This is a genomic window from Bacillus cereus group sp. BfR-BA-01408 (assembly GCF_022663305.1).
Taxonomy (GTDB): domain Bacteria; phylum Bacillota; class Bacilli; order Bacillales; family Bacillaceae_G; genus Bacillus_A; species Bacillus_A pacificus.
In genome coordinates, this window is sequence record NZ_JAKUFF010000001.1 from 185,152 (window position 1) to 210,707 (window position 25,556).

Below are 25,556 nucleotides of genomic sequence, written 5' to 3' on the forward strand. Positions count from 1 at the left end.
ATATTGGTATGTTTCTGCAATGGTTTTTGAATTTGCTGTTATTTTGTCCGCTATACAAAAGGAATAACCCTCTACTTTCAGATTCTAGAGGGTTATTTCAAATTAAGGTTTTGGAATACTTCTCGTTAAAGCGTATGATTGTTGTTTAAAGTGGTTTGTCGTCCATAGCGTTTGAAGGAATGAGAGTATACAATACGGGATATACAAAAGTAATAAGCTAATTGTAACAATAATAGGTGCATTTCCGCCGAATTGAACGATAAATTGCAATAGTCCACTTGCGTGAAAAACGCATTCCATAAAAACGAATGAAAGAATAATGGAACCTAAAATAGATTTATGATTCGAAGTAAGCGCTAAAAACAATGTATCTACAAGGAAAGAAGCTTGTTTTATTTCATATTCATTTGTATTACTTAAGAAAGGAATCCATTTTTTTATTGCTTGCATAACGATAATCATGGAAGTACTACAAACGGTGATAAAAGATGAGTAGTAAGGAATCTTTATAAATTTTGTGATGTATAGGAGTAGTAATAAGACTGCGCATTGTAATAATACAGTACATAAAGAATAAGGAATCCATCTTAATAACGAAGCGAACTTTTTAACCGATTGAGGTGCTTTAAAAAATAAATGGCCAATCCCTAAGCTGATGAAGAATCCGATTGCAAGAGTAAAGGTAAAACGAACAATCGATAAAAAATATATTTCCCACATGTAAGGGAATAACGGTGTTGATTGATTAGCAGTATGTACCATCTGATTTGCTGAGAAAAAGATAGATTCGTGCATCCAATCAATCTTTGGAATTGTCATCGAAGAAAGTTGTGCGAAGTTATGGAAAATGCTTATAAAGCCGGTGATGTATGAGTATTTATGTGTAATGAATAAAGCTGGAATAGGACTAATGATAAATATAATGAGAACACCAACGATAAATTTATATATATGTGAGCGCAATAAAGACATGTAACCACCTACTCTTTGAATATTCAGAAAATTCTTATTCTTATTTTAGCTTTTTTCGGAGTAAGTTACAATATATTTTTCTTAAAGAAGTTTAGTATTGTAGTGGATAGAATTGAATGAAACGTGAATAAATTATGACAAGAAAATGAATAATTTTCAGAAAAATAAAATAAATTATTTATTTTTTTCTGAAAATATAATATAGTTATGGCACAGAAAGTATTTTAACATAAGGAGGCTGTTTATGAGGATTAAAGGGAATTATGTGCCGAAAAGGGAAGTTTTATTTTGCTCAAGTTCAATTACGATAGGGGAAGCGCTAGAGCATTTAAATAAAACTGGTTATCGTTGTGTACCAGTTTTAGATGAAAAAAAAGAGAAATATTTAGGGAATATATATAAAGTAGATATTTTAGAATATAAAGGTTCTCTGGAAGAAAATGTATTACGATTATTAAACGATAAAGAAGGATATGTCAGAGAAGATTCTTCGTTCTTTAAAGTATTTTTTACAATAAAAAAATTACCTTATTTATCAGTAGTTGATGAAAAAGGAGCCTTTCTTGGGATTTTAACGCATAAAAAGGTTTTTGAGCTATTAGAAGATGCCTGGGGCGTTCATTCTAGTAAATATTCTGTCATGATTGGGACACAAGATTATAATGGGGCTATTCAAAAATTATCGACAGTATTAAAAAAATATACAGGTATCCAAAGTTTAATGACTTTTGATAATGATGCCTTATTAGTTCGTAGAATTATGTTTACATTAGGAGAAGAGTTTAACGATGGGGAATTAGAGACGTTATTGAAAGATTTAGAAGATCACGGATTTAGAGTGGTTTATGTGGAAGAGATGAAAAATCCACGTGAAGTTGAAACGATAGAATAATATGCAAAAGCCGTCTAATTATGTTGGATGGCTTTTGTTATGTTACGTGTATAAAGTTATTTGAAAATAACGATAGGATAATAAGTGAGTCTGAAACAATATTTGTGCAAAAGAATAAAAAATGTAGATAATTTTGATTTTCAAAAAAGTCAATTTGAAAATATGTTTTTATTTTTCAACTAAATATGTTACTATATGTGTGATAAAAACAAAGAGGTCTGACAACTATACTCCACGCAATACCACTCTAATGATTTAAAAATTCAAAAAAATCAAAAAATAACAATTAGAGTAAAAATAAGGGGACTGGAGAAAATATGGAGAAAGACACTGCTTTGTAAGGGGCATATTTTATTAGCTTGAACAGAGAGGAGGATGCATAGCATATTGTGAAAATAGAGATAAACAATGAAAAAGTGCTATGCAAATGAAAAGCATGAAGGGACGTTTAAGGCCAGGTGATACGGTAGCAATTGGTTTAATGTTATTTGCACTATTTTTAGGAGCAGGAAATTTAATTTTCCCACCAGTTTTAGGACAACAAGCTGGAGAGAATGTTTGGGTTGCTACAATTGGATTCCTTGTAACGGGAGTCGGATTACCTCTATTAGCTGTAACAGCTGTCGCGTTTGTAGAGGGGGACTTGAAAGCGTTATCTTCTAGAGTTCACCCTATATTTGCGTTTGTTTTCCCATTGATTAGTTATTTAGCGATTGGACCTTTTTTCGCGATTCCGCGTACGGGAGCCGTTTCATTTGAAATGGGTATGAAGCCATTTTTATCAGAAGCATTAGTTTCCGAATGGTACATGCTATTTCTTTTCACTATAATTTTCTTCGGAATAACTTGGTATTTATCTTTAAATCCATCAAAATTAGTGGATTGGTTCGGGAAATTTCTTACACCGTTGTTAGTATTAATTGTTGCTGTAATTGTCGGAAAGGCAATTGTTGATCCGATTGGAGAACCAGCTGCACCGCTAGAGGCATACAAGGAAAATGCTTTCTTTGGTGGATTTATTCAAGGATATTTAACGATGGATGCAATTAGTGCGCTTGTATTTGGAATTGTAGTTGTACAAGTTATCCGCTCTAAAGGAATAAAAGAGAGTAATCAAATTGCAAAAATAACAGTAGTATCAGGTATTATCGCTGTACTTGGTTTAACGTTAATCTATTTATCACTTGCTTATCTTGGTTCAACAAGTACATCACTTGGGGTATCAGAGAATGGTGGACTTATTTTAACGAATGTTGTAAATGAGTTATATGGAACAAGTGGTAAAATTTTATTAGGACTTGTTATTGTACTTGCTTGTTTAACAACTTCTGTTGGATTAACATCAGCCTGTGCTGGCTTCTTTACAAACTTATTCCCAAAACTTTCGCATAAAACGATTGTAACAATGGTATGTGTATTTAGTTTAATTGTATCTAACCTAGGTTTAACACAATTAATCGCAGTTACTTTACCAGTATTAATGATCATTTATCCAGTTGCAATCGTATTAATTGTACTTTCTTACTTCCATAAATGGATTGGGAAGCGTAATACCATTTATATTGGAGCTATTTTAGGTGCGTTGTTAATTAGTTTCTTTAACGGTTTAGAAAGTGCGAAGATTAAAATTGACGCGATTTCTAACGTACTACAAATGTTACCATTATATAAAGAAGGAATAGGATGGTTAATCCCATCATGTATTGGCGGGATCCTCGGTTTCTTCTTCTATAAATCAAATGAATCAAGTGAACTACAAAAGAAAGGTGCTTAGGCGCCTTTCTTTTTTTAAAGGGGATTTTTTTGTTTTGTCTAAGTAATAAATGAAAGGAGTGATAAAATGGCTAATTTTGAAGATTTTTTAACTTTGGATTTACGGATTGGGACTGTAACACATGCAGAGGAATTTAAAGAAGCGAGAGTTCCAGCGATTAAACTAGAAATTGATTTTGGAGAGCTTGGAATGAAGCAGTCAAGTGCTCAAATTACGAAGAGATATACCCCAGAAGATTTAATCGGTCAGCAAATCGTTGCTGTTGTAAATTTTCCGCCAAAGCGTGTAGCGGGATTTAAATCAGAAGTGCTTGTTTTAGGAGGAGTACCTGAAGCGGGTGATGTTGTATTACTGCAGCCTAATATGGAATTACCAAATGGAACAAAAATTAGTTAATGTAAAGGCGGGGGAACATGGATATTGGACGCGAATACGTACAGTGTGCCATTTCGAATTTTGAAGCAACAAAGAAACAAGGGGAACGGGTGCTTTCACAATTATCATATGAACAGATTGAATGGTCTTCTCATGAAGCAACAAATAGCATAGCAATTATAATTAAGCATCTGCACGGTAATATGCGTTCTAGATGGACGGATTTTTTAACATCTGACGGTGAAAAAATAGATCGTAACCGAGATGCTGAATTTGAAGGTGGTTATTCTTCTAAGAAAGAGGTACTCGCAGCATGGAATGAAGGTTGGGAATATGTTTTTAAAACGATGAATGCGCTAACGCCAGAACATTTATTGCAGACGGTATATATTCGCGGTGAAGCACATACTGTCATGCAAGCAATTGAAAGACAAATTTCTCATTATGCTTTGCATATTGGACAAATGATTTACATCGGTAAAATGTTAAAAGAAAATGAGTGGGAATGTTTAAGTATTCCTAGAGGAAAGTCTAACTTTCATTTAGAGAAAAAGCGTTCAACATAATAATAGGAAAGAAACCGATATAAAATTGGAAGTAAGAAAACAAGCCAAATGATAGATGGCTCTGCAGTCATAAGAATGCTACCAACAATCAGCCCATATATAATAAGAAAGAAATTAATAAGTGTATTCACAGGGATAAATCGTGAGATAAAAACTTGCTGTCGTTTAAAACAATCACTATGAAATACATAAAAGCGGAAGTACCATGTGGTAGTAATAAGATCTTTCTTTCGCGTAATTCTTTTTTGGCATGTATGACAGATGAACGGTGGTTGCATTTCATTGCGCTCCATTTTTTATATTTGTAATAATGTAGGACAAAAGTAGGTACAAAGTGTATATCCCTATATACGCTCCTGATATAAGAAAAAATGGATTTAGTAAAATCCCATGAATACTTGTCATAAAAACTAAGTCTTGTATTAAAACATCATATATATGAATAGAAATGATTGTACCGAGTACATAAAGTGCTAGATATGCTGAAATATGTAACGCAACACGGATGGTAGGATGCTTAGCAAGCCAATAAAAAATAAATGATAGTACAACGGGTAGTGTTCCTATTAGTAGTTTCAATTCATTTCACCTCATTAACAATATAGCCTGAATTTAGACGGTCTATTCTCTCGAGCTTGTACATAACTTGAAATAGAGAGGTGATAGTATGAATCGAGGCTTTTTTTATGTGAAATTCACGAGTGTACGTAAGTTAGTATTATTTATTATTGCTACAGTACTAGCGACTTTTTTTCTTATTAGTATGATGGTAACCTCTATGAAAGAGACGAAGTCAACGTATTTATATAATTGGTTAAATGAGTTATCAATGAATGGTTACATGTACGTTCTTGGGAAAGAGAATCATTATTTTACACAGGAATATCGAAATTTAAATCAAGATTTTTCAATATCTTCGTTTCTCTTTTCTATGGCTACGAATATTCGTTTTAACGATGTACGCAGTTTTGTCGGCAAAGAGCTACCTGGTTTCGGTAAGTACGATACAGAAATTGTTATTGCGGGTGAAGGAACAAATTATTCTAACTTGCCTATAGAGTCGAGCGTTCCACTTGAAGAAGTAGTAAAAGAACGGACTGGAGAAGGTGGACAGGCTCAAAAGCCGGATGCGAATAAAGAGAAAAAGCAACCAGCTCAAACGACAGGAAAACGACAAGTTGCATTTATTTATCATTCGCATAGCTGGGAATCTTATTTACCATTATTGAATTTAACAAATGATCCAAATCCGAACAAAGCCACAAGTTCCGTAACGAATATTTCAATAGTCGGCGACCGATTTCGTGAACAATTAGCAAATGAAGGAATCGGAGCAACTAACGACAAGACTGATGTTGGTCAAAAGTTGATTAGTAAAGGGTTAAATAGTAATAGTTCTTATAAAATGTCACGGGAAATTGTACAAGAAGCAATGGCCGGCAATAAAGAATTACAATACTTCTTTGATTTACATCGTGATAGTGCTCGGAAAAATGTCACGACAAAAATAATCGGTGATAAATCATATGCGAAGCTTGCGTTTGTAGTAGGGAAAGGTAACAAAAACTATGAAAAAAACTTGCAATTAGCAACGGCTTTACATGAGACGATTAGTAAGAAATATCCAGGCGTTAGTCGTGGTGTCATTCAAAAAGGATTCCAAACAGGAAATGGTGTCTACAATCAAGATTTGTCAGGACAAGCGATATTAATTGAAGTTGGTGGCGTAGATAATACAGAGGAAGAACTAAATCGATCGATTGATGCGCTAGCTAAAGCGTTTGGTGAATATTTCTGGCAGGCAGAAAAAGTGAATGGATAAAGTGAAACAGAAATGAATACGAGAGTCTGAAAAAACGTGAGTGTAATGCTTGCGTTTTTTTGTAATTAATGATGCGTCACAGAATAGACATAATTTGTCGATGTTATAGTAATATCGAAATTTGTCAAATTATACTGGGAGATTTACAAAGGGATTTTCGGGAAAGTAGAGAAAATCTTTTTACAAGGAAAGCTTTTTATTATGAAATTGGTAGGGTGATTGAAGTGATTAGGGAAATCAAAGTAGAAGATGCAGCATCATTTTTGCAATTAAGTAAGCAACTAGATGAAGAAACGAAATTTATGTTGTATGAACCAGGAGAAAGGAAATTCACAGCCGAGCAACAAGAGCAAATGATTCAGCGCTTTGTAGAAAATAAATATGCAACAATATTGGTAGCAGTTGAAGAAGAGAGAATAGTAGGGTTTATTTTAGTGAATGGAAATCATATTCAAAGAAAGAGACATGTAGCAAGTATTGTAATTGGGATTTTGCAAGAGTATAGTGGGCGAGGTATTGGGACTAGATTGTTTAAAGAGGTCGAGAAGTGGGCAAGATTACATGATGTATGGCGTTTAGAATTAACGGTAATGGCCCACAATACAAGAGCTCAGGCACTATATAAAAAAGCTGGATTTGAGAAGGAAGGTGTCAAAAGAGCTGCTCTTATTATCGATGGAGAGAACATCGATGAGTATGAAATGGCCAAATTATTAAAATAAGAGGTCGTTATATGAAAAAAAGATGGATACTACTTGGTATCGTAGCGGCGATACTCATTGTTGGAGTAGCGGGAATCAATTATAAAATGTATAAGGATAAGCAAGCGCGCGAGGTGAATGTAAATAACATATTTCCGAAAGCGAAAGAAACGATTGCGAATATGGATGGAGATATTGCGGTAATTAGTAATCCGAATTCAATGCTTGTGCTTGTGAATAAAAGTAGGCGTTTACCAGATGGGTATAGACCGCCAGATTTAGTTATTCCGAAAGTGCGCTATTCTAGTGAAGGTGATCAAGAAAAGAAAAAAATGAGGAAAGAGGCGGCCGGTGCGCTTGAGGAAATGTTTCAGCAAGCGGATAAGGAGCGTGTTTTCTTATTTGCAGTCTCTGGATTTAGATCTTTTGATCGGCAAAAAGCGTTAAATACAATGTATAAAAAACAAGATGGAGAAGCAAAAACAGCGATGTCGAGTGCAGTTCCTGGAACGAGTGAACATCAAACTGGACTAGCTATGGATATCACATCACAATCTGCTAAGTTTCAGTTAGAGACAATTTTTGGTGAAACGAAAGAAGGGCAGTGGCTTTCTGAAAATGCCCATAAATTTGGTTTTGTCATTCGATATACAAAAGAGAAAGAATCGATTACGGGCTATCGATTTGAACCATGGCACGTGAGGTATGTGGGAAATCCACAAGCTACATATTTATATGAAAATCAACTGACACTTGAAGAAGTAGCGCAGTGAACAATTGAGGGGAGAGAAGGATTATGACGGTGTTATATAAGAAAAAAGTACACGCATATGTGACAAGAGAAAAAGAAGGAGTTATGCAACTGCTTGTTTTTAAACATCGTGATATACCTGAAGCTGGTATACAAGTGCCAGGGGGAACAGTTGACGAAGGGGAAACGCTAGAAGCAGCGATTTTACGTGAAGTACAAGAAGAGTCTGGGTTACGTCATTTATGCATAGAACGATTCCTAGCTGATTACATCATACATGTGAAAGAAAAAAAGGAATATCAAAAACGTCATTTCTTCCACGTAACATTACTAACAGATGTAAAAGATAGTTGGGAACATATTGTCAGTGCCGGTGAGGAAGATGAAGGCTTAGTATTTTGCTACGAATGGATTGATATTGCAAAATGCCCTGAATTAGCGGGGAAACAAGGTGAGTTTTTACATTTGTTAGATGAGGTATATGTAAAATAATAAAAGAGTCTGAAGCGGAAGTTAATTCGTTTCAGACTTTTTTTATTTTTTAGGAAATAAAAGGTTTTTACATCGGTAAGTTGAATTCTTATAGAGGGATTGTAGTTGTATATGTGAGGAGCGGAGAAAATGAAAAAGTAATAGAGACATGCTATCAATAAAGGTTTATAGAAGGAGAATGAAAATGGAGATTCAGTTCAATACACTACTACAAAAAGAATTAACAATTCATGATATACAAAGAGCGATGGAAGATGGAAAGTTAACTTCAAAAGAACTAGTTATGTATTACCTTCATAGAATCGCAAAGTATGATCAAGATGGACCGGAAATTAATTCTATTTTAGAAATCAATCCAGATGCCATCTTTATTGCTGAAGCGTTAGATTATGAAAGAAAGATTAAAGGTATAAGAGGTCTATTACATGGTATACCGGTTTTACTTAAGGATAATATTGAAACGAATGACTCTATGCATACAAGTGCAGGTACGATTGCGTTAGAACAAAATATAAGTAGTGAAGATGCATTTCTCGTTACGAAGCTGCGAGAAGCAGGAGCAGTGATAATAGGGAAAACAAATATGACAGAATTAGCAAATGCAATGTCATTTGAAATGTGGGCTGGATATAGTGCGAGAGGTGGGCAAACAATAAACCCTTACGGTACGGGTGAGGATGATATGTTTGTTGGTGGCTCAAGTACAGGATCTGCCATAGCAGTTGCTGCTAACTTTACAGTAATATCGGTTGGAACAGAAACGGATGGTTCTATTTTGAGTCCAGCTGTTCAAAACTCTGTAGTCGGTATTAAACCGACTGTTGGTTTAATTAGTCGTAGAGGTATTATTCCGTTCACATATTCGCAAGATACAGCCGGCCCATTTGCTAGAACAGTAACAGATGCCGCTATTTTACTAGGGGGGCTAACTGGGGTAGATGAGAAAGACGTAGCTACTTATAAAAGTGAAGGGATAGCAGAGCATGATTATACAAAATACCTTGATGTTAATGGTTTAAATGGAGCGAAAATTGGTGTATATAGCAATGCACCAAAAGATTATTATGAATCTGGTGAGTATGATGAGAAATTGTTTAAGGAAACAATTGAAGTATTACGTAGTAAGGGTGCGACAGTAGTAGAGGATATTAATATTCCGTCTTTTCATAGAGAATGGAGCTGGGGTGTATCACTCTATGAATTAAAGCATAGTTTAGATAACTATCTTTCCAAATTGCCTTCTACTATACCAGTACATTCTATTTCAGAGTTAATGGAGTTTAATGAAAACATAGCAGAAAGAGCTCTGAGATATGGACAAACTAAGTTAGAAAGAAGAAAAGATTTTCCTAATACGTTAAGAAATCCACAATATTTAAATGCAAGATTAGAAGATATATATTTTTCACAAGAACAAGGCATTGATTTTGCACTGGAAAAATATAATCTTGATGCAATTCTGTTCCCTTCTTATATAGGCTCCACTATATGTGCGAAAGCAGGTTATCCGTCTATAGCAATACCTGCGGGATATATGGATAACGACGGGAGACCATTTGGAATTACGCTTGCAAGCACTGCTTTTTCTGAGGGGACTTTAATTAAACTCGCATACGCTTTTGAACAAGCGACAAAGCATCGGAAATCTCCTAACTTATCATAAATAAAATAAATAGGGCAGGAAATCCTGTCCTATTTATTTTGTTCATTAAAGTGACATGTTTTTTTGCTTTGTCTTATCATATTTTAATAAGTTAAATGATAAACAAGCAGAGCACAATATAAGGATTGAAGCGAGAATATAAATCGTACGAACACCGAACAAATCGGTAATAATGCCAACACTCAGCATAGAAAGACCAGAAGCTGTCGAAAGAAGAGCACCATGAGCTGTATACATTTTTGATAGTAAAGAAGGAGCGACACTTGATTGTAGAACTGTTGTTTGAGAAATATCTCTAATTTGATAACATGGTCCCATTAGAACGCACAGAAAAAGCGCAATAAAGCCGCTACTTGTTATACCATATAAAAATGTAAGAATACTAAACAGAAGAGAGCCTACCGCCATAGAGCGTATTAAATTGTTTTGAATGTATGTACTCATTTTCCACGCTAATAGACCGCCAATTAACGTCCCAACATAATAACTTGTATTAATAAATCCCCACCATTCTTCTCTTTTATGAAGGACAGTTGTTACATAAGCCATCGTAATAGCACCCATCCATATCGTCCCTGCAAAAGTTTCAATTAAGTCCATACATGTAACAGTACGGAGAGAAGGGTTTTGAAATAAGAGCTTCCAACCTTCCAATAAAGTATCACCTTTTGAAGAAGAAGGCTCTATTACTCGTTCAGTATGTATGGAACGTAATGAAAAGTGTAGTGCAACACATCCGAAAATCATCAAAATATTATTCATCATGAGTGTAGAAGAAGCACCGATAAGAAGCACAATAACACTTGTAAATGAATAAGCAGCGGCTTGCGCAATTTGTGTGGAAAAGGAAAAAATGCTATTTACTTTTACTAATTTTTCTTTCGGTGTAAGGCGCGGAAGAATACCGTATAGTAATGGAGCGCTCCAGCCACTACATAATGAAATGAAAAAAATGAAAATGAATAGTACTACAATGTTTGTGGAAAGGATCGGGAATAATATCATTAATAAAAATAATAGAGCAGTTTTTATCCACTGCAGTGTAAAAAGTAATGAATAAGATGGAAAACGATTCATTATAAGTGGTGCAGATGTATTTGCTATAAGATTAGTTATGACTTGTAATAATGGAAAAAGAGCAGTTAATGTAGCTGATTTCGTTGTGATATACATATGAGTTGTAATAATCATTACGTATACGATGTCAGCGAGAGTAATGCATATTTTCGATCCTAGATAGTAAGTCAATGAACGTTTTTGCAATAAGCACACAACCTTTCTGGGGAAAATGTGACAGTAGTTATAATAATTATAATTTAAAAAATAAATTTTGAAAGAATTAAATTTTTTGTCATTTTTTGAAAGGGATTTTCATGTATAATGAAGAATATATTAATATAGTATTTTAATAATACTCATTGTAACAGTGAAAATGTACAATAGCGTGTAGTAAGCGCCCACGTATGAGAAAGGGCGGATAAACCATTCTTTTCTTCATATACATATAGAAAATGAGAAAGAAAGTGGGGGTTGCATATGGCTGCTTGGGTAATTTGGTTTATAATAGCTGGTATTTTATTTATTGCGGAAATGCTGTCGATTACATTTTACATGCTTTGGCTTGGAATTGGAGCTGTTGTCGGAGGTCTTATTGCTTTGTTTGTTCCTGAAGCACTACTGTTACAAGTTGTTGCTGGTGCGATTGTAAGTTTAACATTGACTTTCTTTACGAAAAGAATATCAAAAAACTTTCGGGAAGCAAAAGGTTTTACTGATACAGTAGATATGCTTGCAGGTAAAAAAGGGATTGTTATGCAAGCGATTACAAACGAGGCGAACGGCATTGTGAAAGTGGATGGAGATACTTGGACAGCTATTGCAGATGATCCAATTGATGCCGGAGAAAAAGTTATTGTTATAAAGAGGCATAGTACTATATTACAAGTAAAAAAGGAGAGTGAATAAATATGGTAGCATTAACGTTAACGATTATTTTCGCACTAATTGTTGTTACATTTATCGCATTAACAATCAAAATTATTCCACAGCAAAAAGTTGGAGTCGTTGAAAGATTTGGTAAGTTTCAGCGTGTTATGCAGCCGGGATTAAATTTATTAATTCCGATTGTGGATCGCGTTCGCGTATATCACGACTTGCGTATTCAACAAACGAATGTACCACCGCAGAAGGTAATTACGAAAGATAATGTACAAGTGGAAATTGATACAATTATTTTCTATCAAGTCGTTGAACCGGAACTTGCGACATATGGTATTTCGAACTATGAATACGGTGTACGTAACATTACTTCAGCAACGATGCGTCAAATCATTGGTAAAATGGAACTGGATGAAACGTTATCTGGTCGTGAAAAAATTTCAACAGAAATTCGCTTAGCACTTGATGAAGCTACAGAAAAATGGGGCGTTCGCATTGAACGTGTTGAAGTTGTCGATATTAATCCGCCGAAAGATGTGCAAGCATCAATGGAAAAACAAATGAAAGCAGAGCGTAATAAACGTGCGATCATTTTAGAAGCTGAAGCTGCAAAACAAGATAAAGTCCTTCGTGCTGAAGGGGAGAAGCAAAGTAAAATCTTAATGGCTGAAGGGGATAAAGAAGCACGTATTCGAGAAGCTGAAGGTATTAAAGAAGCAAAAGAATTAGAAGCGCAAGGGGAAGCAAGAGCGATTGAGGAAATTGCGAAAGCAGAACAAAATCGAATTGAATTACTTCGTGAAGCAAATTTAGATGAGCGTATACTTGCTTACAAATCATTTGAATCATTAGCTGAAGTTGCGAAAGGGCCAGCAAATAAAGTCTTTATTCCATCTAATGCAATTGAAACACTTGGTACTCTTGGGGCAATTGGTGAAATTTTTAAAGAAAAACAGGCGAAGAGATTACCTTCTTCAGATACACCAAACGAACAATAAGAGTGGAAAGAGAAATGGGAAGCCGTTTCTCTTTTTATTTTTTAGCATGGTTTTATAGATTACATGTGTGTGGGACGGAAAAGCGTTCTTTTGCATATTTACTAAAAAAATTTAAAAATTTCATAATATGAAATCAAAGAGAATTTGTAAGAAATAAAATTGATATAATAATTGAAAATTCAGTCATCTAATGAAGTTTCTAAACTTTTTATTATATTATTATGGGAAATTGGAGGGGAAAGAATGGGCATTAGAACAGGGGAACAGTATATTGAAGGATTGCGAAAAAGAAATCCTGAAATTTGGATTGGCGGGAGAAAAGTAACGGATGTAGTAAATGAAGATGTTTTTCGTGAACCGATTTTACAAATTGCGAACTTATATGATATGCAGCACCATCCAGAATATCAAGATAAAATTACTCATATATGCGAAGAGACAGGGGAAAGAGTATCAAATGCATTTTTAGTTCCTAAAAATTATGAGGACTTAAAGGCACGCCGTGAATTATTTGAAGTATGGGCAAAAGCTACTTTTGGTTTAATGGGCAGAACACCTGATTTTTTAAATGTAACGGTTACCTCGATGGCAAGTAATTCGTGGTTTTTTGAGAAGTTTAATCCAGAATGGGGAGCGAATATAAAAAATTACTATAAACATATAAAGGATAATGATTTGTTTTTAACACATGCAATTATTAATCCACAAAATGATCGGAGTAAGGCTTCCCATCAACAAGAAGATGAAACAATGCATTTAGGGGTAGTAAGTGAAACAGCAGAAGGGATGTACGTGAGTGGTGCTAAAATGTTAGCGACACTGGCGCCGATTACGGATGAGGTAATTATATATTCATATCCGAGTTTTAAACCAGGTGATGAACGTCATGCGATCTCTTTTGCAGTTCCGATTGATGCGCCAGGACTCAGGGTTCTATGTCGTGAGCCGATGCAAGATGGAAAACGTTCTTTATTTGATCATCCTCTTGCATCAAGGTTTGAGGAAATGGATGCATTACTAGTATTTCATAATGTGTTTATCCCGTGGGATAAAGTATTTATTTATCAAAGTGTAGAAGCTGGTAATCAATTGTACCCAAAAACAGGAATTGGTCATCAACCAGCGCATCAATCTGGAGTAAGAGGATTAGTAAAACTATCATTCGCTGCTGAAGTAGCTATGAAAGTAGCAGATTCGATAGGAGTAGATGGGTTTTTAAATGTACAAAATCAGTTAGCAGAGCTGATGCAAGATGTCGAAACGATACGTGCACTCCTGCAAGTAGCTGAATATGAGTATGAAACAAATTCATATGGAGAAGTTATTCCTGCGAGGCTACCGCTTGATACCATTCGTAGTTTATTACCAAAGATGTATCCACGTGCTATTGAGATTATTCAAACCATTGGTGCGGGTGGATTATTAATGTCACCAACAGGTGCAGATTTTATGACCCCCGAGATCCAAGATGATATGCAAAAGTATTATATCGGGCGTGAAGGCGTATCCTCTGAGGAACGAGTTCGTTTGTTTAAATTAGCGTGGGATTTATGCGGTGAAGCTTTTGGGCAACGATTATTACAATATGAGCGTTATTATTCTGGAGATCCGGTGCGTAAAATGGGAATGTTTTATAATGCGTATAAAAAACAACAAACTTTTTCACTTGTGAACAATGCGTTGCAATCGAGTTCATCTGAAGAAGCCTTAAGTTAAACGAAAATGTTTACGCTTACATTTATATTTAAAAAAGGAAGGAGCAATAGATGATAAAAAGAATTTTACTGTTAGGATGTAATTCTTCTTATATTTTTAATAATATCTAGAACTTTGGGATTGTAACTGGAATAGGGGAGGTAAATGATTTGATCGCTTCTATCAGTAAAATTTGTAAAATTCTAAATTGTTTTACTAGTGAGGAGCCGGTACTAGGAAATTCTGAAATAGCTGAAAAGTTAAAGATGAATGCTAGTACAGTTCACCACCTTGTTCGTACGTTGTGTGCAGAAGGAATGCTCATACAAGATGAGCAAAGAAAATATAGATTAGGTTGGAAATTGTTAGAGTGGGGAAATCAAGTCATGTTTCAGCAAGAGATTTATAGTGGAGCAATTCCGCTTGTTGAAGAGCTAGTAAGAAATTTTAGCGGTACTGTGCATATCGGTATGTTTGATCGTGGTGATGTTGTATTTATATTGAAAGTTTCATCGAAGGAGTCCGTTCAAATTTCAACACATGTTGGATCAAGAGAACCTGCATATTGTACAAGCACAGGGAAAGTGCTGCTTTCATTTCATTCATCACCCTTAGAATATACTTCAGAAAAAGGGCTTTTACGACGAGCACCCAATACCATTACATGTGTCAAACAATTCCAAACAGAGTTACAGAAAATTCGTAAGCAAGGTTATTCAATTAGTGATAACGAAAATGAGCATGGACTATATGGAATTGCAGCTCCTATTCGATCTTATACTGGGAGAACTATTGCGGCGCTTAATATTGTTGGACCTATATCGTATATGCAGGGAAGTAATCGTGAAATCATAATTCAAAGTGTGATGAATACAGCAAATTTGATTTCCAAGGAATTTGGTTATTTGGAAATTTAATTTTAGAAGAAAAGAGATGAGTATCATTTATATACATGAGCAGTGTATACCTGAATTAACGAAATCTATTGTTTCAATTGGAGCATTTGATGGTGTGCATAAAGGTCATCAAGCTGTAATTAAAAATGCAGTTGAGAAGGCAAAGGTATTAAGGATAACAAATGTTGTGTATACATTTGATCCACCACCACGCTCATACTTTCAAGGGGCGAAAGTATTAACACCTATTGATGAGAAGGTGAAACGTATTCAAAGTCTTGGTGTTGAACATGTGATTGTAATTCGGTTTGATGAGTCTTATATAACAAAAAGTGCGAGTTGTTTTATTCAAGATATAAAAAGACTAAGCCCTGTAGAAATTTTTGTTGGCCAAGATTTTAAGTTTGGAAAAAATCGGGAGGGCAATATAGATTTGCTAAGAGAGCACTTCAATATTTCTATAGTGAAAGATATTTGCTGTGATGAAGGTGAGCGAATATCTTCAACGAGAATTAGAGATTATGTTTATCAAGGAGATTTACAAAAGTCTAACTCTTTGCTCGGTTGGTCTTTTAAAACAATATAACTAAAAAGGAATTATGAGGAGGAAATAATATGTCTAAAACATTGCAATCTTTTAATTTACTAAAATGGATTGATGAGAATAAGGAGTTATTGAAGCCACCAGTAAATAACAAAGTGATTTGGCAAGATTCAGAGTTTATCGCCATGATATTAGGTGGTCCAAATAGAAGACGTGATTTCCATGTGGATCCTTCAGATGAATTTTTCTATCAAATTAAAGGTGAATGTTATGTGGAATGTATTACAGAGGAAGGTAAGCGAGAAGTTGTCACAGTAAAAGAAGGGGATGTATTCATGCTACCCGCTATGGTGCCACATTCACCACATCGCGTTGCTAACACATATGGGCTCGTAATTGAAAGGAAACGTAACCAAGGAGAGCTTGAAGACTTTGTTTGGTTCTGTGACGAGTGTAATCATGAAATGCATCGTGTACGTGTCCAATTAAGTGATATTGAAAAACAAGTAAAAGAAGCAATTCATAGTTTTAATTCAAATAAAGAAATTCGAGCATGTAAAAACTGCGGTCATATTATGCCAGAAGAAGTGGAGGAATGGAAGTGCGAATAGATTTTCATACACATATTATTCCTGAAACTTTTCCGGATTTTGAAGAGAAGTTTGGCGGAGGACGTTGGCCGATATTAAATCGGACTTGTACATGTGGTGCAAGCATAATGGTTGGAGGTAAAAATTTTCGTGATGTGACAGATCAAGTATGGTGTCCTGAGAAAAGAATTGAAGATATGAATCGTGAAGGTGTTGATATTCAAGTTTTATCACCAATCCCTGTTACATTTTCGTATTGGGCAAAACCAGAGGAAGCCGAAAGTATGGCACGTATTCAAAATGATTTTATTGCAGAAACAGTTTTAGCATATCCAGATCGTTTTGTAGGATTAGGAACGGTTCCGATGCAAGATGGAGAAACTGCGATTCGTGAAATGGAGCGTTGTATAACAGAATTACATTTACACGGTATTGAAATTGGCACAAACGTAAATGGTAAAAATTTAGATGACCCATCGTTTATTGAATTCTTTCGGATGGCTGAAAAGTGGCAAGTTCCAATCTTTATTCATCCATGGGAAACATTAGGACGAGATAGAATGCCACATCATAATTTTATGTACACAGTAGGGATGCCGAGTGAAACGGCACTTGCAGCAGCTACATTAATATGGAGTGGGATAATGGAGAAGTTTCCACAGCTAAAGGTTTGTTTTGCGCATGGTGGGGGATCTTTCCCATATATTTTGCCGAGGTTAGATCAAGGCTGGAAAGTATGGCCGCATTTACGATTGACTACGCATCCTCCTAGTTATTATGCAAAGAAATTTTATTTTGATTCTTTAAATTATGATCCTATTAATTTGAAATATATGATTGAAAGATTTGGACATGAAAAAATTTTCATGGGTTCAGATTATCCGTTTTTATTGCGAGAAGTGGACCCGGGAAAGGTGATTGATGAAACAGCCGGTTTATCAGAGGAACAAAGGGCAGCGATGCTTGGGGGAAATGCAGCGGAATTTTTAAATATTGATATAAGAAAAAGAGGTGTAGCATATGCAGAGAGTACAAACACCTGAGGACAAACTAAGTGAGTTAGGAATCACACTGCCAGCTATTCGTCCGGCAGTTGGAAATTATGTTAGTTGTGTAAAAGTAGGTAATTTACTATTTACTGCTGGACAAGGCGTAGATGAGTATCACGGAAAATTAGGAAAAGATATTTCAATTGATGAAGGATATAAAGCGGCAAGGCAATCAATGTTGAATTTATTAAGTGTTGTGAGGAACGAACTAGGTGATTTAAATAAGGTGAAACGAATTGTAAAGTTGCTTGGTTTTGTAAATAGTACGGAAGATTTCATTAATCAGCCAAAAGTAATGAACGGGGCATCGGATGTATTAGTAGATATTTTTGGGGAAAAAGGAAAACACGCTCGTTCTGCAGTCGGTATGGCTCAGTTACCTAATAACACAACAATTGAAATTGAGATGGTTTTAGAAATTGAAGAATAGGAGGTAAGGAAGGTGAACAAAGAATTATTAGCTGACAAACTGAAAGTAAAAGATGCGAAATTGTTTATTGATGGAAAATATGTGGATTCTGTATGTGGTGAAACGTTTGATACGTTCAATCCGGCGACGAATAGAAAGCTTGCATCTATTGCAAAGGCAAATGAAGAGGATACTAAAAGAGCAATTGATGTGGCAGAACGTACATTTAAAAGTGGCATTTGGAGTAAAATGCCTGTGGAAGAGCGGTCGAATATTTTATGCAAAATGTCGGATTTGATTATGGAAAGAGTGGATGAACTAGCGTATATAGAAACTCTAGATGTTGGAAAACCAATTAAAGAGAGTAAAGGATTCGATATACCACGTTCGGCTCATAATTTTCGCTTCTTTGCTGAAATGGCTAAATATATAGTACATGAGCATTATGATAAACATAATTTTATGTCATATGCAAAGTATGCTCCAGCAGGGGTAACTAGCTTAATCATTCCTTGGAATTTGCCATTTATGCAAATGACGTGGAAAGCATCAGCTGCACTTGCTTCTGGTAATACTGTTGTTGTTAAACCGGCCTCCTATACTCCATTAAGCGCAGTTATGCTTGGTGAAATTGCAAATGATGCAGGATTACCACCAGGTGTACTTAATATTATTACAGGTCCTGGAAGTACTGTCGGGACAAAAATGACAACACATCCAGCTGTTAGAAGAATTTCATTTGTTGGAGAAAGTAATACAGGTAAGACAATTATGCGTAATGCTTCAGAAAACTTAATTCCTGTTTCATTAGAATTAGGAGGTAAATCAGCAAATATTGTATTTGAAGATGCAGATTTAGATGAAGCAGTACAAGGATCAATTGAAGCTATTTATCGAAATCAAGGAGAAATTTGTTTAGCTGGTTCCAGATTACTTGTGCAAGAAAGTGTATATGAACAGTTTTTAGAGAAATTTGTAGCGGCTGTGAAAAGAATAAAGGTTGGAGATCCTCTTTCTGAAGATACAGATATGGGAGCGCTTGTCTCAAAATCTCATTTAGAAACAGTTGATCGCTATGTAGAATTAGGAATTTCAGAAGGGGCAAAATTAGCCTATGGGGGAAAAAGAGTGGAAAGTCTAGTAGAAGGGAATTTTTATGAACCTACTATTTTATACGATGTTGATAACAGTATGCGTGTAGCGCAGGAAGAGATATTTGGTCCAGTTCTAGTTGTTATTCCATTTAAAACGGAGGAGGATGCCATTCGCATTGCAAATGATTCTATTTATGGACTAGCTGGAGTGGTTTGGACAAATGATCTTAGACGAGCACAACGAGTCGTTTCGCAAATTGATTCAGGCTTACTATGGATTAATTGTTGGTATGTCCGAGATTTACGCACTCCATTTGGAGGTTCAAAGGCAAGTGGAATTGGTAGAGAAGGTGGGCGTCATAGTTTTGAATTTTATACAGAAGCTAAGACGGTAACGATGAAATTATAAGGATAATATTTTAACTTAACATACAAAGAGCTCCCATCTGATGTTTATAAAAATAAGTAGATGGATGGGGGCTAGTCTACAATGTAAAGGATTGAGGATATATAAATTAAAAAATGAGGTGAGAGCAATTGTTAATGAAAGAGTTAGCAGATGAACTATTGCAGGCTGAAGATTCACGTATAGGAATACCTCCTTTTACTGAGAGATATGCTAATTTATCAGTTGAGGATGCTTATAATATTCAGCTTGAAGTAGTAGAAAGAAAGTTGGAGAATGGGCGTTGTGTAATCGGGAAAAAAGTTGGACTTACGAGTGTTGCAATGCAGCAGATGCTTGGGGTAAATGAACCAGATTATGGACATTTGTTAGATGACATGAAAATAGAAAATGGAAGTACAATTGCAATAAGTTCTTTTGTATCTCCGAAAGTAGAAGCAGAAATAGGATTTGTTTTAGAAAAAGATTTAAAAGGGCCTAATATTACATACATTGATGTACTGATGGCAACAAAGTATGTTGTACCTACACTTGAAATAATTGATAGTCGTATTGCTGATTGGAAAATTAAATTGGTTGATACAGTAGCGGATAATGGCTCGTCAGCAAAGGTTGTAATTGGTAATACATTCTCTAGCATCGACAAAGTAGATTTACGTACAACTGGAATGACACTGTATAAAAATAATAGTTTAATTGCAACGGGTGCTGGGGCGGCCGCATTAGGGCATCCTGCACAAGCTATTGCCTGGTTAGCTAATAAACTACATGAATTTAATATTGGATTAAAAGCAGGTGAGTTAATTTTACCAGGTGCGTTATCTGGTGCAGTCTCAGTGAATAGTAAAGACAGTATTCAAGCTGACTTCGGATCACTCGGATCAGTTTCTGTTACATTCATATAGGTTAAAGTGTTGAGAAAAGGGGGGATAGATGTGAAGAAAGTAAAGGCGGCTATAATTGGATCAGGTAATATTGGTACGGATTTAATGTATAAATTAAAAAATAGTAAAGTTATAGAGCTAAATGCCATGATTGGAATAGATTCCGAATCGGATGGTTTAAAGAGAGCGAAAGAAGCCGGATATGAGGTTTTTGATAATGGAATACAAGCAATTATTGATAATCCGAGTTTAGCTGATATTGTATTTGACGCAACTTCAGCTAAAGCACATAGTTATCATGCGAAAATATTAGAAGAGCTTGGGAAAATAGTAATTGACTTAACTCCGGCTGCATATGGGCCATTTGTTTGTCCTGCTATTCGAAATAATGATTTTTTAGATAAGCAAAACGTTAATATGATTACGTGCGGGGGACAAGCAACAATTCCGATTGTTCATGCTATTAATGAGGTAGCAAATGTTACATATGCAGAGATAGTTGCTACAATTTCCAGTTTAAGTGCAGGTCCAGGTACAAGGGCAAATATTGATGAATTTACAATTACGACAAAGCGTGGAATTGAAGAAATTGGTGGGGCTGATAAGGGGAAGGCGATAATTATATTAAACCCTGCAGAGCCACCTATATTAATGAGAGATACGATTTATTGTGAAGTTAAGGATATGGATGAGGTTTCTATCTATGAAGCAATTCATAAGATGGTTGAACGGGTTAGGACGTATGTTCCTGGTTACTCTTTGAAACAAGAGCCAATGTTTGATGGGAATCGTGTAACTGTATTTTTAGAAGTTGAAGGAGCTGGAGATTATTTTCCTCCTTATGCCGGTAATTTAGATATTATGACAGCTGCAGCATTAAAAGTAGGTGAAGAATTTGCAACGCAAATCGTTTCAGAGAAGAAAAGAGGTGTAATGAATGAGGCGAAATAGTGAAAGACCAGTGAGAATAACGGAAGTTTGTTTACGTGATGGAAGTCATGTAATGAAACATCAATTCACAGAAGAGCAAGTTCGATCTGTAACAAGGACATTAGATGAGGCAGGTATGCATTATATCGAAGTGAGTCATGGAGATGGTTTAGGTGGCTCTACTTTACAATATGGGAAGTCATTAGTTAACGAAATGAAGCTCATTGAAGCCGCGGTAGATGAGTGTAAGCAAGCTAAAGTAGCTGTCTTGTTAATTCCTGGTATTGGAACGATTCATGAATTAAAGCAAGCTGCAAATATCGGTGCGAAACTTGTTCGTGTAGCAACACATGTAACAGAAGCGGATGTTTCCGCTCAGCATATTCAATTTGCACGTGAGTTAGGTATGGAAGTGTGCGGTTTTTTAATGATGGCACATTCTGCATCGGTTGAAAAGTTAGTAGAGCAAGCAAAGCTTATGGAAAGTTATGGTGCAGAAGCAGTTTATGTAACAGATTCTGCAGGAGCTTTATTGCCTCATGAAGTACGTGAACGTATCCGTGCTTTGCGTCAATCTTTAAATATTGAAATTGGTTTCCATGGTCATAATAATCTTTCGGTTGCAGTAGCAAATACAATTACTGCAATTGAGGAGGGCGCGACACGTATTGATGGAAGTGTACGATGTCTTGGGGCAGGAGCTGGAAATGCCCAAACAGAAGTATTGCTCGCTGTTTTGGATCGTATGGGATATAAGCTGGATATAGATTTATATAAGATGATGGACGTCGCAGAGGAGGGTGTTGCCCCTTTATTACCAGTACCACAAGAAATTCAAAAAGGTAGTCTAGTAATGGGATATGCAGGGGTATACTCTAGCTTTTTATTACACGCTGAAAGGGCGGCACAACGCTTTAATGTAGACGCACGTGATATTTTAATAGAACTGGGAAAAAGAAAAGTAGTTGGAGGACAAGAGGATATGATTTTAGATGTAGCTGCAGAATTAGCAAAGATAAAAATGGAGGTGTAACATATGGCTTTAGTGAAAGGGGCAGATTTGGAAATCGTTGACTATTTACTTCAAGCTGAAAAGGAAAGAAAAGAAGTAGTAAAAGTAACGGATAAGCATCCTGATTTAACAGTAGAGGATGCTTATAAATTGCAAAAACGTTTAATTGAACAAAAAATGAGCGAAGGTTCTAAAAGAGTTGGTGTGAAACTTGGATTAACGAGTAAGGCAAAACAACAAATGATGGGGATTGATGAAGCGATTTACGGATATTTATTGCACGATATGCTTGCATTCGAATGGGAGCCATTGCAATATGAAACGTTGATTCATCCGAAAGTAGAGCCAGAGATTGCTTTTTTAATAGGTGAGGATTTACAGGGAACAAATGTGACAGTTGACGATGTATTAAAGGCAACAAAATATGTTGCGCCAGCTTTAGAGGTGATTGATAGTAGATATTTAAATTTTAAATTTACATTACCTGATGTAATAGCAGATAATTGTTCCTCTTCAAAATTTTTGTTAGGAAGTAAATGGATTGATGTTAAGAATATAGATTTAGCAAATGTAGGAATGGTTATGTCAAAGAACGGTAAGATTGCTACGACTGGGACAGGAGCAGCTGTGCTGGGACATCCAGCAGAGGCAATTGCTTGGGCGGTAAATAAACTTGGTTTACAAAATGAAGGATTTAAAAAAGGTGATATTGTATTAAGTGGAGCATTATCTGAAGCGATTGCATTTAAAGCCGGAGATTCTATCATTGCACAATTTGATGATTTGGGAAGTGTAGCAATGTTTTGTGAATAAATAGTAAAGCGAGAGATAAAAATGCCCATTATACAAATTCAAATAATAGAAGGTAGAAAGCAGGAGCAAATTCAAAATCTAATATTTGATGTTACAGAGGTAGTTGCGAAAAACTTAGATGTAGATGTTAGACGGGTTCGTGTTTTAGTGAATGAAATCCCAAGTTCGCATTGGGGAGTAGGCGGAAGGTCTAAAGAAAGTTAGTTAATAATAAAAGCAATTTTCATTCTTATATGAATGAGGATTGCTTTTATTATTTTGAAATTTTTAAATAATATGTTAAAATTTAGTCTTAGTTTTAAGGAGATGAGGGGGAATATACATGCAAATACTACTAATACGCCATGGAGAATCTAAAGCAGATATTTTACATGTACATGAAGGACGAGCTGACTTTGAATTAACAGAAAAAGGAAGAAGGCAAGTGCAAAGGCTTGTACAGAAAGTGAAAGCAGATTTTCCGCCAGATTTCATTTGGGCAAGTACATTAAAACGTGCTCGTGAAACGGGTGAAACATTAGCGGAAGGAATTGGGTGTCCAATTCAATTAGAAGAGGAATTAATGGAGTTCAATAATGGAGTGCAAGCAGGTCTTTCATTTGAAGAAGCTAAGAAATATCCCGAGCCAAAGTTTCTTCATGACCGATTTGAAAACGGGGAATCATTTATTGAATTTAGAATGAGAATAGAAGGAATCTTTTCTAAAATCGTAACAGAGAATACGTATGACCGAATTGCCATTGTTGCACATGGTGGTGTAATAAATAGTCTATTACGTGCATTTTTCAAAATGCCCATTTCAATGGATTATTATTTTAAAATGGGAGATACGGGAATAAGCTTAATTGAAATGGATGGCGAACAAAAAACGGTACATTTTATTAATGATACGAATCATTTGGATGGGATGTAGAGAATTATGTACAAAGTTGTATTTTTCGATGTTGACGGTACGCTTTTAAGTGAGATTCATAGAAGTATGCACGAAAGTACAAAAGAAGCGATACATAGGTTAATAGATAAAGGGATTCATGTAGTTGTTACGACAGGGAGACCATATAGCTTATGTTCGCAATTTATGGAACTAGGCATAAATACGTTTATTTCTGCAAATGGTGCCCATATAAAATGTGGTGAAAAAGTTATACATAAATCAGTACTTTCACGTGAAATCGTTCATGATATCTCGAGATTTGCTGAATTACATGGTCACGGTATTTCTTATTTTACCGAGGATTTTGCAATGAACGGAATAGCCTCGGATAATGAGCGTGTAATGCAAGCGCTTAGCGAGACGTTGAATTTAGAAAAGTATCCTGAAAAAAGCAGGGATTTGTCAGAAGAAATCTATTGCTTATGTCTGTATTCAGATGAAATAGAAGCTCAAAAATTTCTTGAAAGATATCCTATGCTTACGTTTGAGCGTTTTCATACTTACGTAATAAATGTATTGGAAGATAGTAAAGTATCGAAGCTCACCGCAATTCAAAAAGTATTGGATCATTTAAATATTTGTAAATCAGAAGCAATTGCTTTTGGCGACGGTAGAAATGATATTGAGATGTTGCAGTATGTAGGATTAGGTATTGCAATGGGGAATGGCGGAGAAGAGTTAAAAACAAGAGCTGATTTTGTTACAAAGAAAGCGAGTGAAGGTGGTATTTTATTCGCCTTAGAAAAGTTTCATATCGTCTAACATACCTTTATTGAAATAAAGGTATGTTAGGATCTTTCATATGCTCGCACAATAAAATATGTATTTGTCCACGATGATGATAAAAGTGGGCAACAATTTCCAGCAACCATTCAAAGCGTGAATAAGAAATACCCCAATAAGCAGTCTTTATTTCTGCTAATTGTTCATTGGAATAGGATAAAAAAGTTTTAGAAAGTAAATCGTAGCCCTGTATCATCGTTGTTTGCATTTGCGCAATTGTTTCGGGTGTTTGTTCTTTATAGAAAGTATGCAGCTCTTTTTCCGTACTACCATTTAAAATGAGTAAATCAGCATGGCAAATAAGAGAAAGATGTGCATACATTTCAAATAATGAACGCTTCGATTGAATCGGAGCTATTTTCAAATCAATTTCAGTATATTGATCCAGCATTTGAATAGAAGTATCAACAGCAACTTTAAGTTGATGCAATGCAGATTGTACAAACATTGTAATTCTCCTCGTCTCCGTATATAATAGTTTCTTGAGGGTATTATATCATACTAAAAATTCCGAAAATTCTAGTAGTTTGACTAGCATATTGAAAAGTATTATATTGTAAAAGGTCATATGAA

Annotated in this window: 30 protein-coding genes; 25 read left to right on the top strand and 5 right to left on the bottom strand. The window is 35.4% G+C overall.

Translation table 11 applies throughout. From position 1 onward, the window contains the following. Positions 1 to 102: 102 nt before the first annotated feature. The gene (locus tag MR083_RS00935; protein ID WP_242268257.1) at positions 103 to 972 is read right to left on the bottom strand and encodes a hypothetical protein; all 870 of its coding nucleotides are present in this window, start codon (positions 970 to 972) and stop codon (positions 103 to 105) included. Between the two features lie 244 nt (positions 973 to 1,216). Between MR083_RS00935 and cbpA the strand changes: the two genes are divergently transcribed. The 4 genes from cbpA to MR083_RS00955 all read left to right on the top strand — a co-directional run bounded on the left by cbpA (position 1,217) and on the right by MR083_RS00955 (position 4,579). Further along, positions 1,217 to 1,864 (top strand): cyclic di-AMP binding protein CbpA, encoded by a 648-nt coding sequence (cbpA, locus tag MR083_RS00940; protein ID WP_001220507.1) that lies wholly within the window; start codon positions 1,217 to 1,219, stop codon positions 1,862 to 1,864. A 436-nt stretch (positions 1,865 to 2,300) separates the two neighbouring features. Then, positions 2,301 to 3,638, top strand: a complete 1,338-nt coding sequence (brnQ4, locus tag MR083_RS00945) for a branched-chain amino acid transport system II carrier protein BrnQ4 (protein WP_073569329.1) — start codon at positions 2,301 to 2,303, stop codon at positions 3,636 to 3,638. Positions 3,639 to 3,704: 66 nt separating this feature from the next. Further along, positions 3,705 to 4,034, top strand: coding sequence for a chaperone CsaA (gene csaA, locus MR083_RS00950; RefSeq protein WP_001263035.1), 330 nt, complete (start codon positions 3,705 to 3,707; stop codon positions 4,032 to 4,034). 17 nt (positions 4,035 to 4,051) lie between these two features. Further along, complete coding sequence (locus tag MR083_RS00955) at positions 4,052 to 4,579, top strand: DUF1572 domain-containing protein (protein WP_242268259.1); 528 nt, start codon at positions 4,052 to 4,054, stop codon at positions 4,577 to 4,579. Here MR083_RS00955 and MR083_RS00960 read toward each other — a convergent pair. Further along, the gene (locus MR083_RS00960) at positions 4,552 to 4,857 is read right to left on the bottom strand and encodes a hypothetical protein (RefSeq protein WP_011040252.1); all 306 of its coding nucleotides are present in this window, start codon (positions 4,855 to 4,857) and stop codon (positions 4,552 to 4,554) included. The two genes, MR083_RS00955 and MR083_RS00960, sit on opposite strands and share 28 nt — an antisense overlap. Before the next feature lies 1 nt (position 4,858). Next, the gene (locus tag MR083_RS00965; RefSeq protein ID WP_242268260.1) at positions 4,859 to 5,158 is read right to left on the bottom strand and encodes a hypothetical protein; all 300 of its coding nucleotides are present in this window, start codon (positions 5,156 to 5,158) and stop codon (positions 4,859 to 4,861) included. 88 nt (positions 5,159 to 5,246) lie between these two features. Here MR083_RS00965 and spoIIP point away from each other — a divergent pair, with 88 nt between their 5' ends. The 5 genes from spoIIP to MR083_RS00990 all read left to right on the top strand — a co-directional run bounded on the left by spoIIP (position 5,247) and on the right by MR083_RS00990 (position 10,008). Beyond that, positions 5,247 to 6,401, top strand: coding sequence for a stage II sporulation protein SpoIIP (gene spoIIP, locus MR083_RS00970; RefSeq protein WP_242268261.1), 1,155 nt, complete (start codon positions 5,247 to 5,249; stop codon positions 6,399 to 6,401). 224 nt (positions 6,402 to 6,625) lie between these two features. After that, complete coding sequence (locus MR083_RS00975; RefSeq protein WP_000617586.1) at positions 6,626 to 7,123, top strand: GNAT family N-acetyltransferase; 498 nt, start codon at positions 6,626 to 6,628, stop codon at positions 7,121 to 7,123. Between the two features lie 11 nt (positions 7,124 to 7,134). After that, a complete protein-coding gene (locus MR083_RS00980) occupies positions 7,135 to 7,875 on the top strand; it encodes a M15 family metallopeptidase (RefSeq protein ID WP_000747655.1) in 741 nt (246 codons plus the stop codon). Positions 7,876 to 7,898: 23 nt separating this feature from the next. Then, positions 7,899 to 8,345 carry an NUDIX hydrolase gene (locus MR083_RS00985; RefSeq protein ID WP_000217585.1) on the top strand — a complete coding sequence of 149 codons (447 nt, stop codon included), beginning with the start codon at positions 7,899 to 7,901 and terminating at the stop codon, positions 8,343 to 8,345. A 184-nt stretch (positions 8,346 to 8,529) separates the two neighbouring features. After that, a complete protein-coding gene (locus MR083_RS00990; RefSeq protein ID WP_242268262.1) occupies positions 8,530 to 10,008 on the top strand; it encodes an amidase family protein in 1,479 nt (492 codons plus the stop codon). A 45-nt stretch (positions 10,009 to 10,053) separates the two neighbouring features. Here MR083_RS00990 and MR083_RS00995 read toward each other — a convergent pair whose 3' ends face one another. Next, positions 10,054 to 11,280 (bottom strand): MFS transporter, encoded by a 1,227-nt coding sequence (locus MR083_RS00995; protein ID WP_242268263.1) that lies wholly within the window; start codon positions 11,278 to 11,280, stop codon positions 10,054 to 10,056. A 264-nt stretch (positions 11,281 to 11,544) separates the two neighbouring features. Between MR083_RS00995 and MR083_RS01000 the strand changes: the two genes are divergently transcribed. From MR083_RS01000 to MR083_RS01075, 16 genes are all read left to right on the top strand, one after another. Next, entirely contained in the window at positions 11,545 to 11,973 is a 429-nt protein-coding gene (locus tag MR083_RS01000) for an NfeD family protein (RefSeq protein WP_000741991.1), read from the top strand. A gap of 2 nt (positions 11,974 to 11,975) precedes the next feature. Further along, complete coding sequence (locus tag MR083_RS01005) at positions 11,976 to 12,944, top strand: SPFH domain-containing protein (protein WP_000226264.1); 969 nt, start codon at positions 11,976 to 11,978, stop codon at positions 12,942 to 12,944. Between the two features lie 243 nt (positions 12,945 to 13,187). Then, positions 13,188 to 14,660 carry a 4-hydroxyphenylacetate 3-hydroxylase family protein gene (locus MR083_RS01010; RefSeq protein WP_046646903.1) on the top strand — a complete coding sequence of 491 codons (1,473 nt, stop codon included), beginning with the start codon at positions 13,188 to 13,190 and terminating at the stop codon, positions 14,658 to 14,660. A 149-nt stretch (positions 14,661 to 14,809) separates the two neighbouring features. After that, positions 14,810 to 15,556, top strand: coding sequence for an IclR family transcriptional regulator (locus MR083_RS01015; protein ID WP_000561978.1), 747 nt, complete (start codon positions 14,810 to 14,812; stop codon positions 15,554 to 15,556). Between the two features lie 16 nt (positions 15,557 to 15,572). Continuing rightward, positions 15,573 to 16,121, top strand: a complete 549-nt coding sequence (locus MR083_RS01020) for an FAD synthetase family protein (RefSeq protein ID WP_000022932.1) — start codon at positions 15,573 to 15,575, stop codon at positions 16,119 to 16,121. A 29-nt stretch (positions 16,122 to 16,150) separates the two neighbouring features. Continuing rightward, a complete protein-coding gene (gene nbaC / locus MR083_RS01025; RefSeq protein WP_000047732.1) occupies positions 16,151 to 16,690 on the top strand; it encodes a 3-hydroxyanthranilate 3,4-dioxygenase in 540 nt (179 codons plus the stop codon). After that, a complete protein-coding gene (locus tag MR083_RS01030) occupies positions 16,675 to 17,712 on the top strand; it encodes an amidohydrolase family protein (protein ID WP_011040255.1) in 1,038 nt (345 codons plus the stop codon). Before nbaC ends, MR083_RS01030 begins: the two co-directional genes overlap by 16 nt. Further along, complete coding sequence (locus tag MR083_RS01035; RefSeq protein ID WP_001190047.1) at positions 17,690 to 18,148, top strand: RidA family protein; 459 nt, start codon at positions 17,690 to 17,692, stop codon at positions 18,146 to 18,148. Before MR083_RS01030 ends, MR083_RS01035 begins: the two co-directional genes overlap by 23 nt. A gap of 12 nt (positions 18,149 to 18,160) precedes the next feature. Then, the gene (locus MR083_RS01040) at positions 18,161 to 19,630 is read left to right on the top strand and encodes an aldehyde dehydrogenase (protein ID WP_001031166.1); all 1,470 of its coding nucleotides are present in this window, start codon (positions 18,161 to 18,163) and stop codon (positions 19,628 to 19,630) included. A gap of 128 nt (positions 19,631 to 19,758) precedes the next feature. Next, positions 19,759 to 20,532: a 2-keto-4-pentenoate hydratase gene (locus MR083_RS01045; protein WP_172656210.1), complete on the top strand. Its 774-nt coding sequence runs from the start codon at positions 19,759 to 19,761 to the stop codon at positions 20,530 to 20,532. A 30-nt stretch (positions 20,533 to 20,562) separates the two neighbouring features. After that, the gene (locus MR083_RS01050) at positions 20,563 to 21,462 is read left to right on the top strand and encodes an acetaldehyde dehydrogenase (acetylating) (protein ID WP_000756050.1); all 900 of its coding nucleotides are present in this window, start codon (positions 20,563 to 20,565) and stop codon (positions 21,460 to 21,462) included. Continuing rightward, positions 21,449 to 22,474: a 4-hydroxy-2-oxovalerate aldolase gene (dmpG, locus tag MR083_RS01055; protein WP_001254091.1), complete on the top strand. Its 1,026-nt coding sequence runs from the start codon at positions 21,449 to 21,451 to the stop codon at positions 22,472 to 22,474. Before MR083_RS01050 ends, dmpG begins: the two co-directional genes overlap by 14 nt. A 3-nt stretch (positions 22,475 to 22,477) precedes the next feature. Then, positions 22,478 to 23,266, top strand: coding sequence for a 2-keto-4-pentenoate hydratase (locus MR083_RS01060; protein WP_001229807.1), 789 nt, complete (start codon positions 22,478 to 22,480; stop codon positions 23,264 to 23,266). Between the two features lie 15 nt (positions 23,267 to 23,281). Further along, positions 23,282 to 23,470 carry a 4-oxalocrotonate tautomerase gene (locus tag MR083_RS01065; protein ID WP_313954462.1) on the top strand — a complete coding sequence of 63 codons (189 nt, stop codon included), beginning with the start codon at positions 23,282 to 23,284 and terminating at the stop codon, positions 23,468 to 23,470. Between the two features lie 118 nt (positions 23,471 to 23,588). Continuing rightward, entirely contained in the window at positions 23,589 to 24,179 is a 591-nt protein-coding gene (locus MR083_RS01070) for a histidine phosphatase family protein (protein WP_001166478.1), read from the top strand. Between the two features lie 6 nt (positions 24,180 to 24,185). After that, positions 24,186 to 24,962 (top strand): Cof-type HAD-IIB family hydrolase, encoded by a 777-nt coding sequence (locus MR083_RS01075; RefSeq protein ID WP_242268265.1) that lies wholly within the window; start codon positions 24,186 to 24,188, stop codon positions 24,960 to 24,962. A gap of 7 nt (positions 24,963 to 24,969) precedes the next feature. Here the strand turns inward: MR083_RS01075 and MR083_RS01080 are convergent, their stop codons facing one another. Next, positions 24,970 to 25,431: a DinB family protein gene (locus tag MR083_RS01080; protein WP_242268266.1), complete on the bottom strand. Its 462-nt coding sequence runs from the start codon at positions 25,429 to 25,431 to the stop codon at positions 24,970 to 24,972. Between the last annotated feature and the right edge of the window lie 125 nt (positions 25,432 to 25,556).

Bases quoted from the DNA above. Each gene is read 5' to 3' on its own strand.
- MR083_RS01060 (WP_001229807.1), top strand. From the start codon at position 22,478: ATGGCTTTAGTGAAAGGGGCAGATTTGGAAATCGTTGACTATTTACTT.
- cbpA (WP_001220507.1), top strand. From the start codon at position 1,217: ATGAGGATTAAAGGGAATTATGTGCCGAAAAGGGAAGTTTTATTTTGC.
- MR083_RS00985 (WP_000217585.1), top strand. From the start codon at position 7,899: ATGACGGTGTTATATAAGAAAAAAGTACACGCATATGTGACAAGAGAA.
- MR083_RS01020 (WP_000022932.1), top strand. From the start codon at position 15,573: ATGAGTATCATTTATATACATGAGCAGTGTATACCTGAATTAACGAAA.
- MR083_RS00980 (WP_000747655.1), top strand. From the start codon at position 7,135: ATGAAAAAAAGATGGATACTACTTGGTATCGTAGCGGCGATACTCATT.
- MR083_RS01005 (WP_000226264.1), top strand. From the start codon at position 11,976: ATGGTAGCATTAACGTTAACGATTATTTTCGCACTAATTGTTGTTACA.
- nbaC (WP_000047732.1), top strand. From the start codon at position 16,151: ATGTCTAAAACATTGCAATCTTTTAATTTACTAAAATGGATTGATGAG.
- MR083_RS00955 (WP_242268259.1), top strand. From the start codon at position 4,052: ATGGATATTGGACGCGAATACGTACAGTGTGCCATTTCGAATTTTGAA.
- MR083_RS00990 (WP_242268262.1), top strand. From the start codon at position 8,530: ATGGAGATTCAGTTCAATACACTACTACAAAAAGAATTAACAATTCAT.
- MR083_RS01030 (WP_011040255.1), top strand. From the start codon at position 16,675: ATGGAAGTGCGAATAGATTTTCATACACATATTATTCCTGAAACTTTT.
- MR083_RS01075 (WP_242268265.1), top strand. From the start codon at position 24,186: ATGTACAAAGTTGTATTTTTCGATGTTGACGGTACGCTTTTAAGTGAG.
- MR083_RS00960 (WP_011040252.1), bottom strand. From the start codon at position 4,857: ATGCAACCACCGTTCATCTGTCATACATGCCAAAAAAGAATTACGCGA.
- dmpG (WP_001254091.1), top strand. From the start codon at position 21,449: ATGAGGCGAAATAGTGAAAGACCAGTGAGAATAACGGAAGTTTGTTTA.
- csaA (WP_001263035.1), top strand. From the start codon at position 3,705: ATGGCTAATTTTGAAGATTTTTTAACTTTGGATTTACGGATTGGGACT.
- MR083_RS01000 (WP_000741991.1), top strand. From the start codon at position 11,545: ATGGCTGCTTGGGTAATTTGGTTTATAATAGCTGGTATTTTATTTATT.
- spoIIP (WP_242268261.1), top strand. From the start codon at position 5,247: ATGAATCGAGGCTTTTTTTATGTGAAATTCACGAGTGTACGTAAGTTA.
- MR083_RS01035 (WP_001190047.1), top strand. From the start codon at position 17,690: ATGCAGAGAGTACAAACACCTGAGGACAAACTAAGTGAGTTAGGAATC.
- brnQ4 (WP_073569329.1), top strand. From the start codon at position 2,301: ATGAAGGGACGTTTAAGGCCAGGTGATACGGTAGCAATTGGTTTAATG.
- MR083_RS01010 (WP_046646903.1), top strand. From the start codon at position 13,188: ATGGGCATTAGAACAGGGGAACAGTATATTGAAGGATTGCGAAAAAGA.
- MR083_RS01070 (WP_001166478.1), top strand. From the start codon at position 23,589: ATGCAAATACTACTAATACGCCATGGAGAATCTAAAGCAGATATTTTA.
- MR083_RS00935 (WP_242268257.1), bottom strand. From the start codon at position 972: ATGTCTTTATTGCGCTCACATATATATAAATTTATCGTTGGTGTTCTC.
- MR083_RS01080 (WP_242268266.1), bottom strand. From the start codon at position 25,431: ATGTTTGTACAATCTGCATTGCATCAACTTAAAGTTGCTGTTGATACT.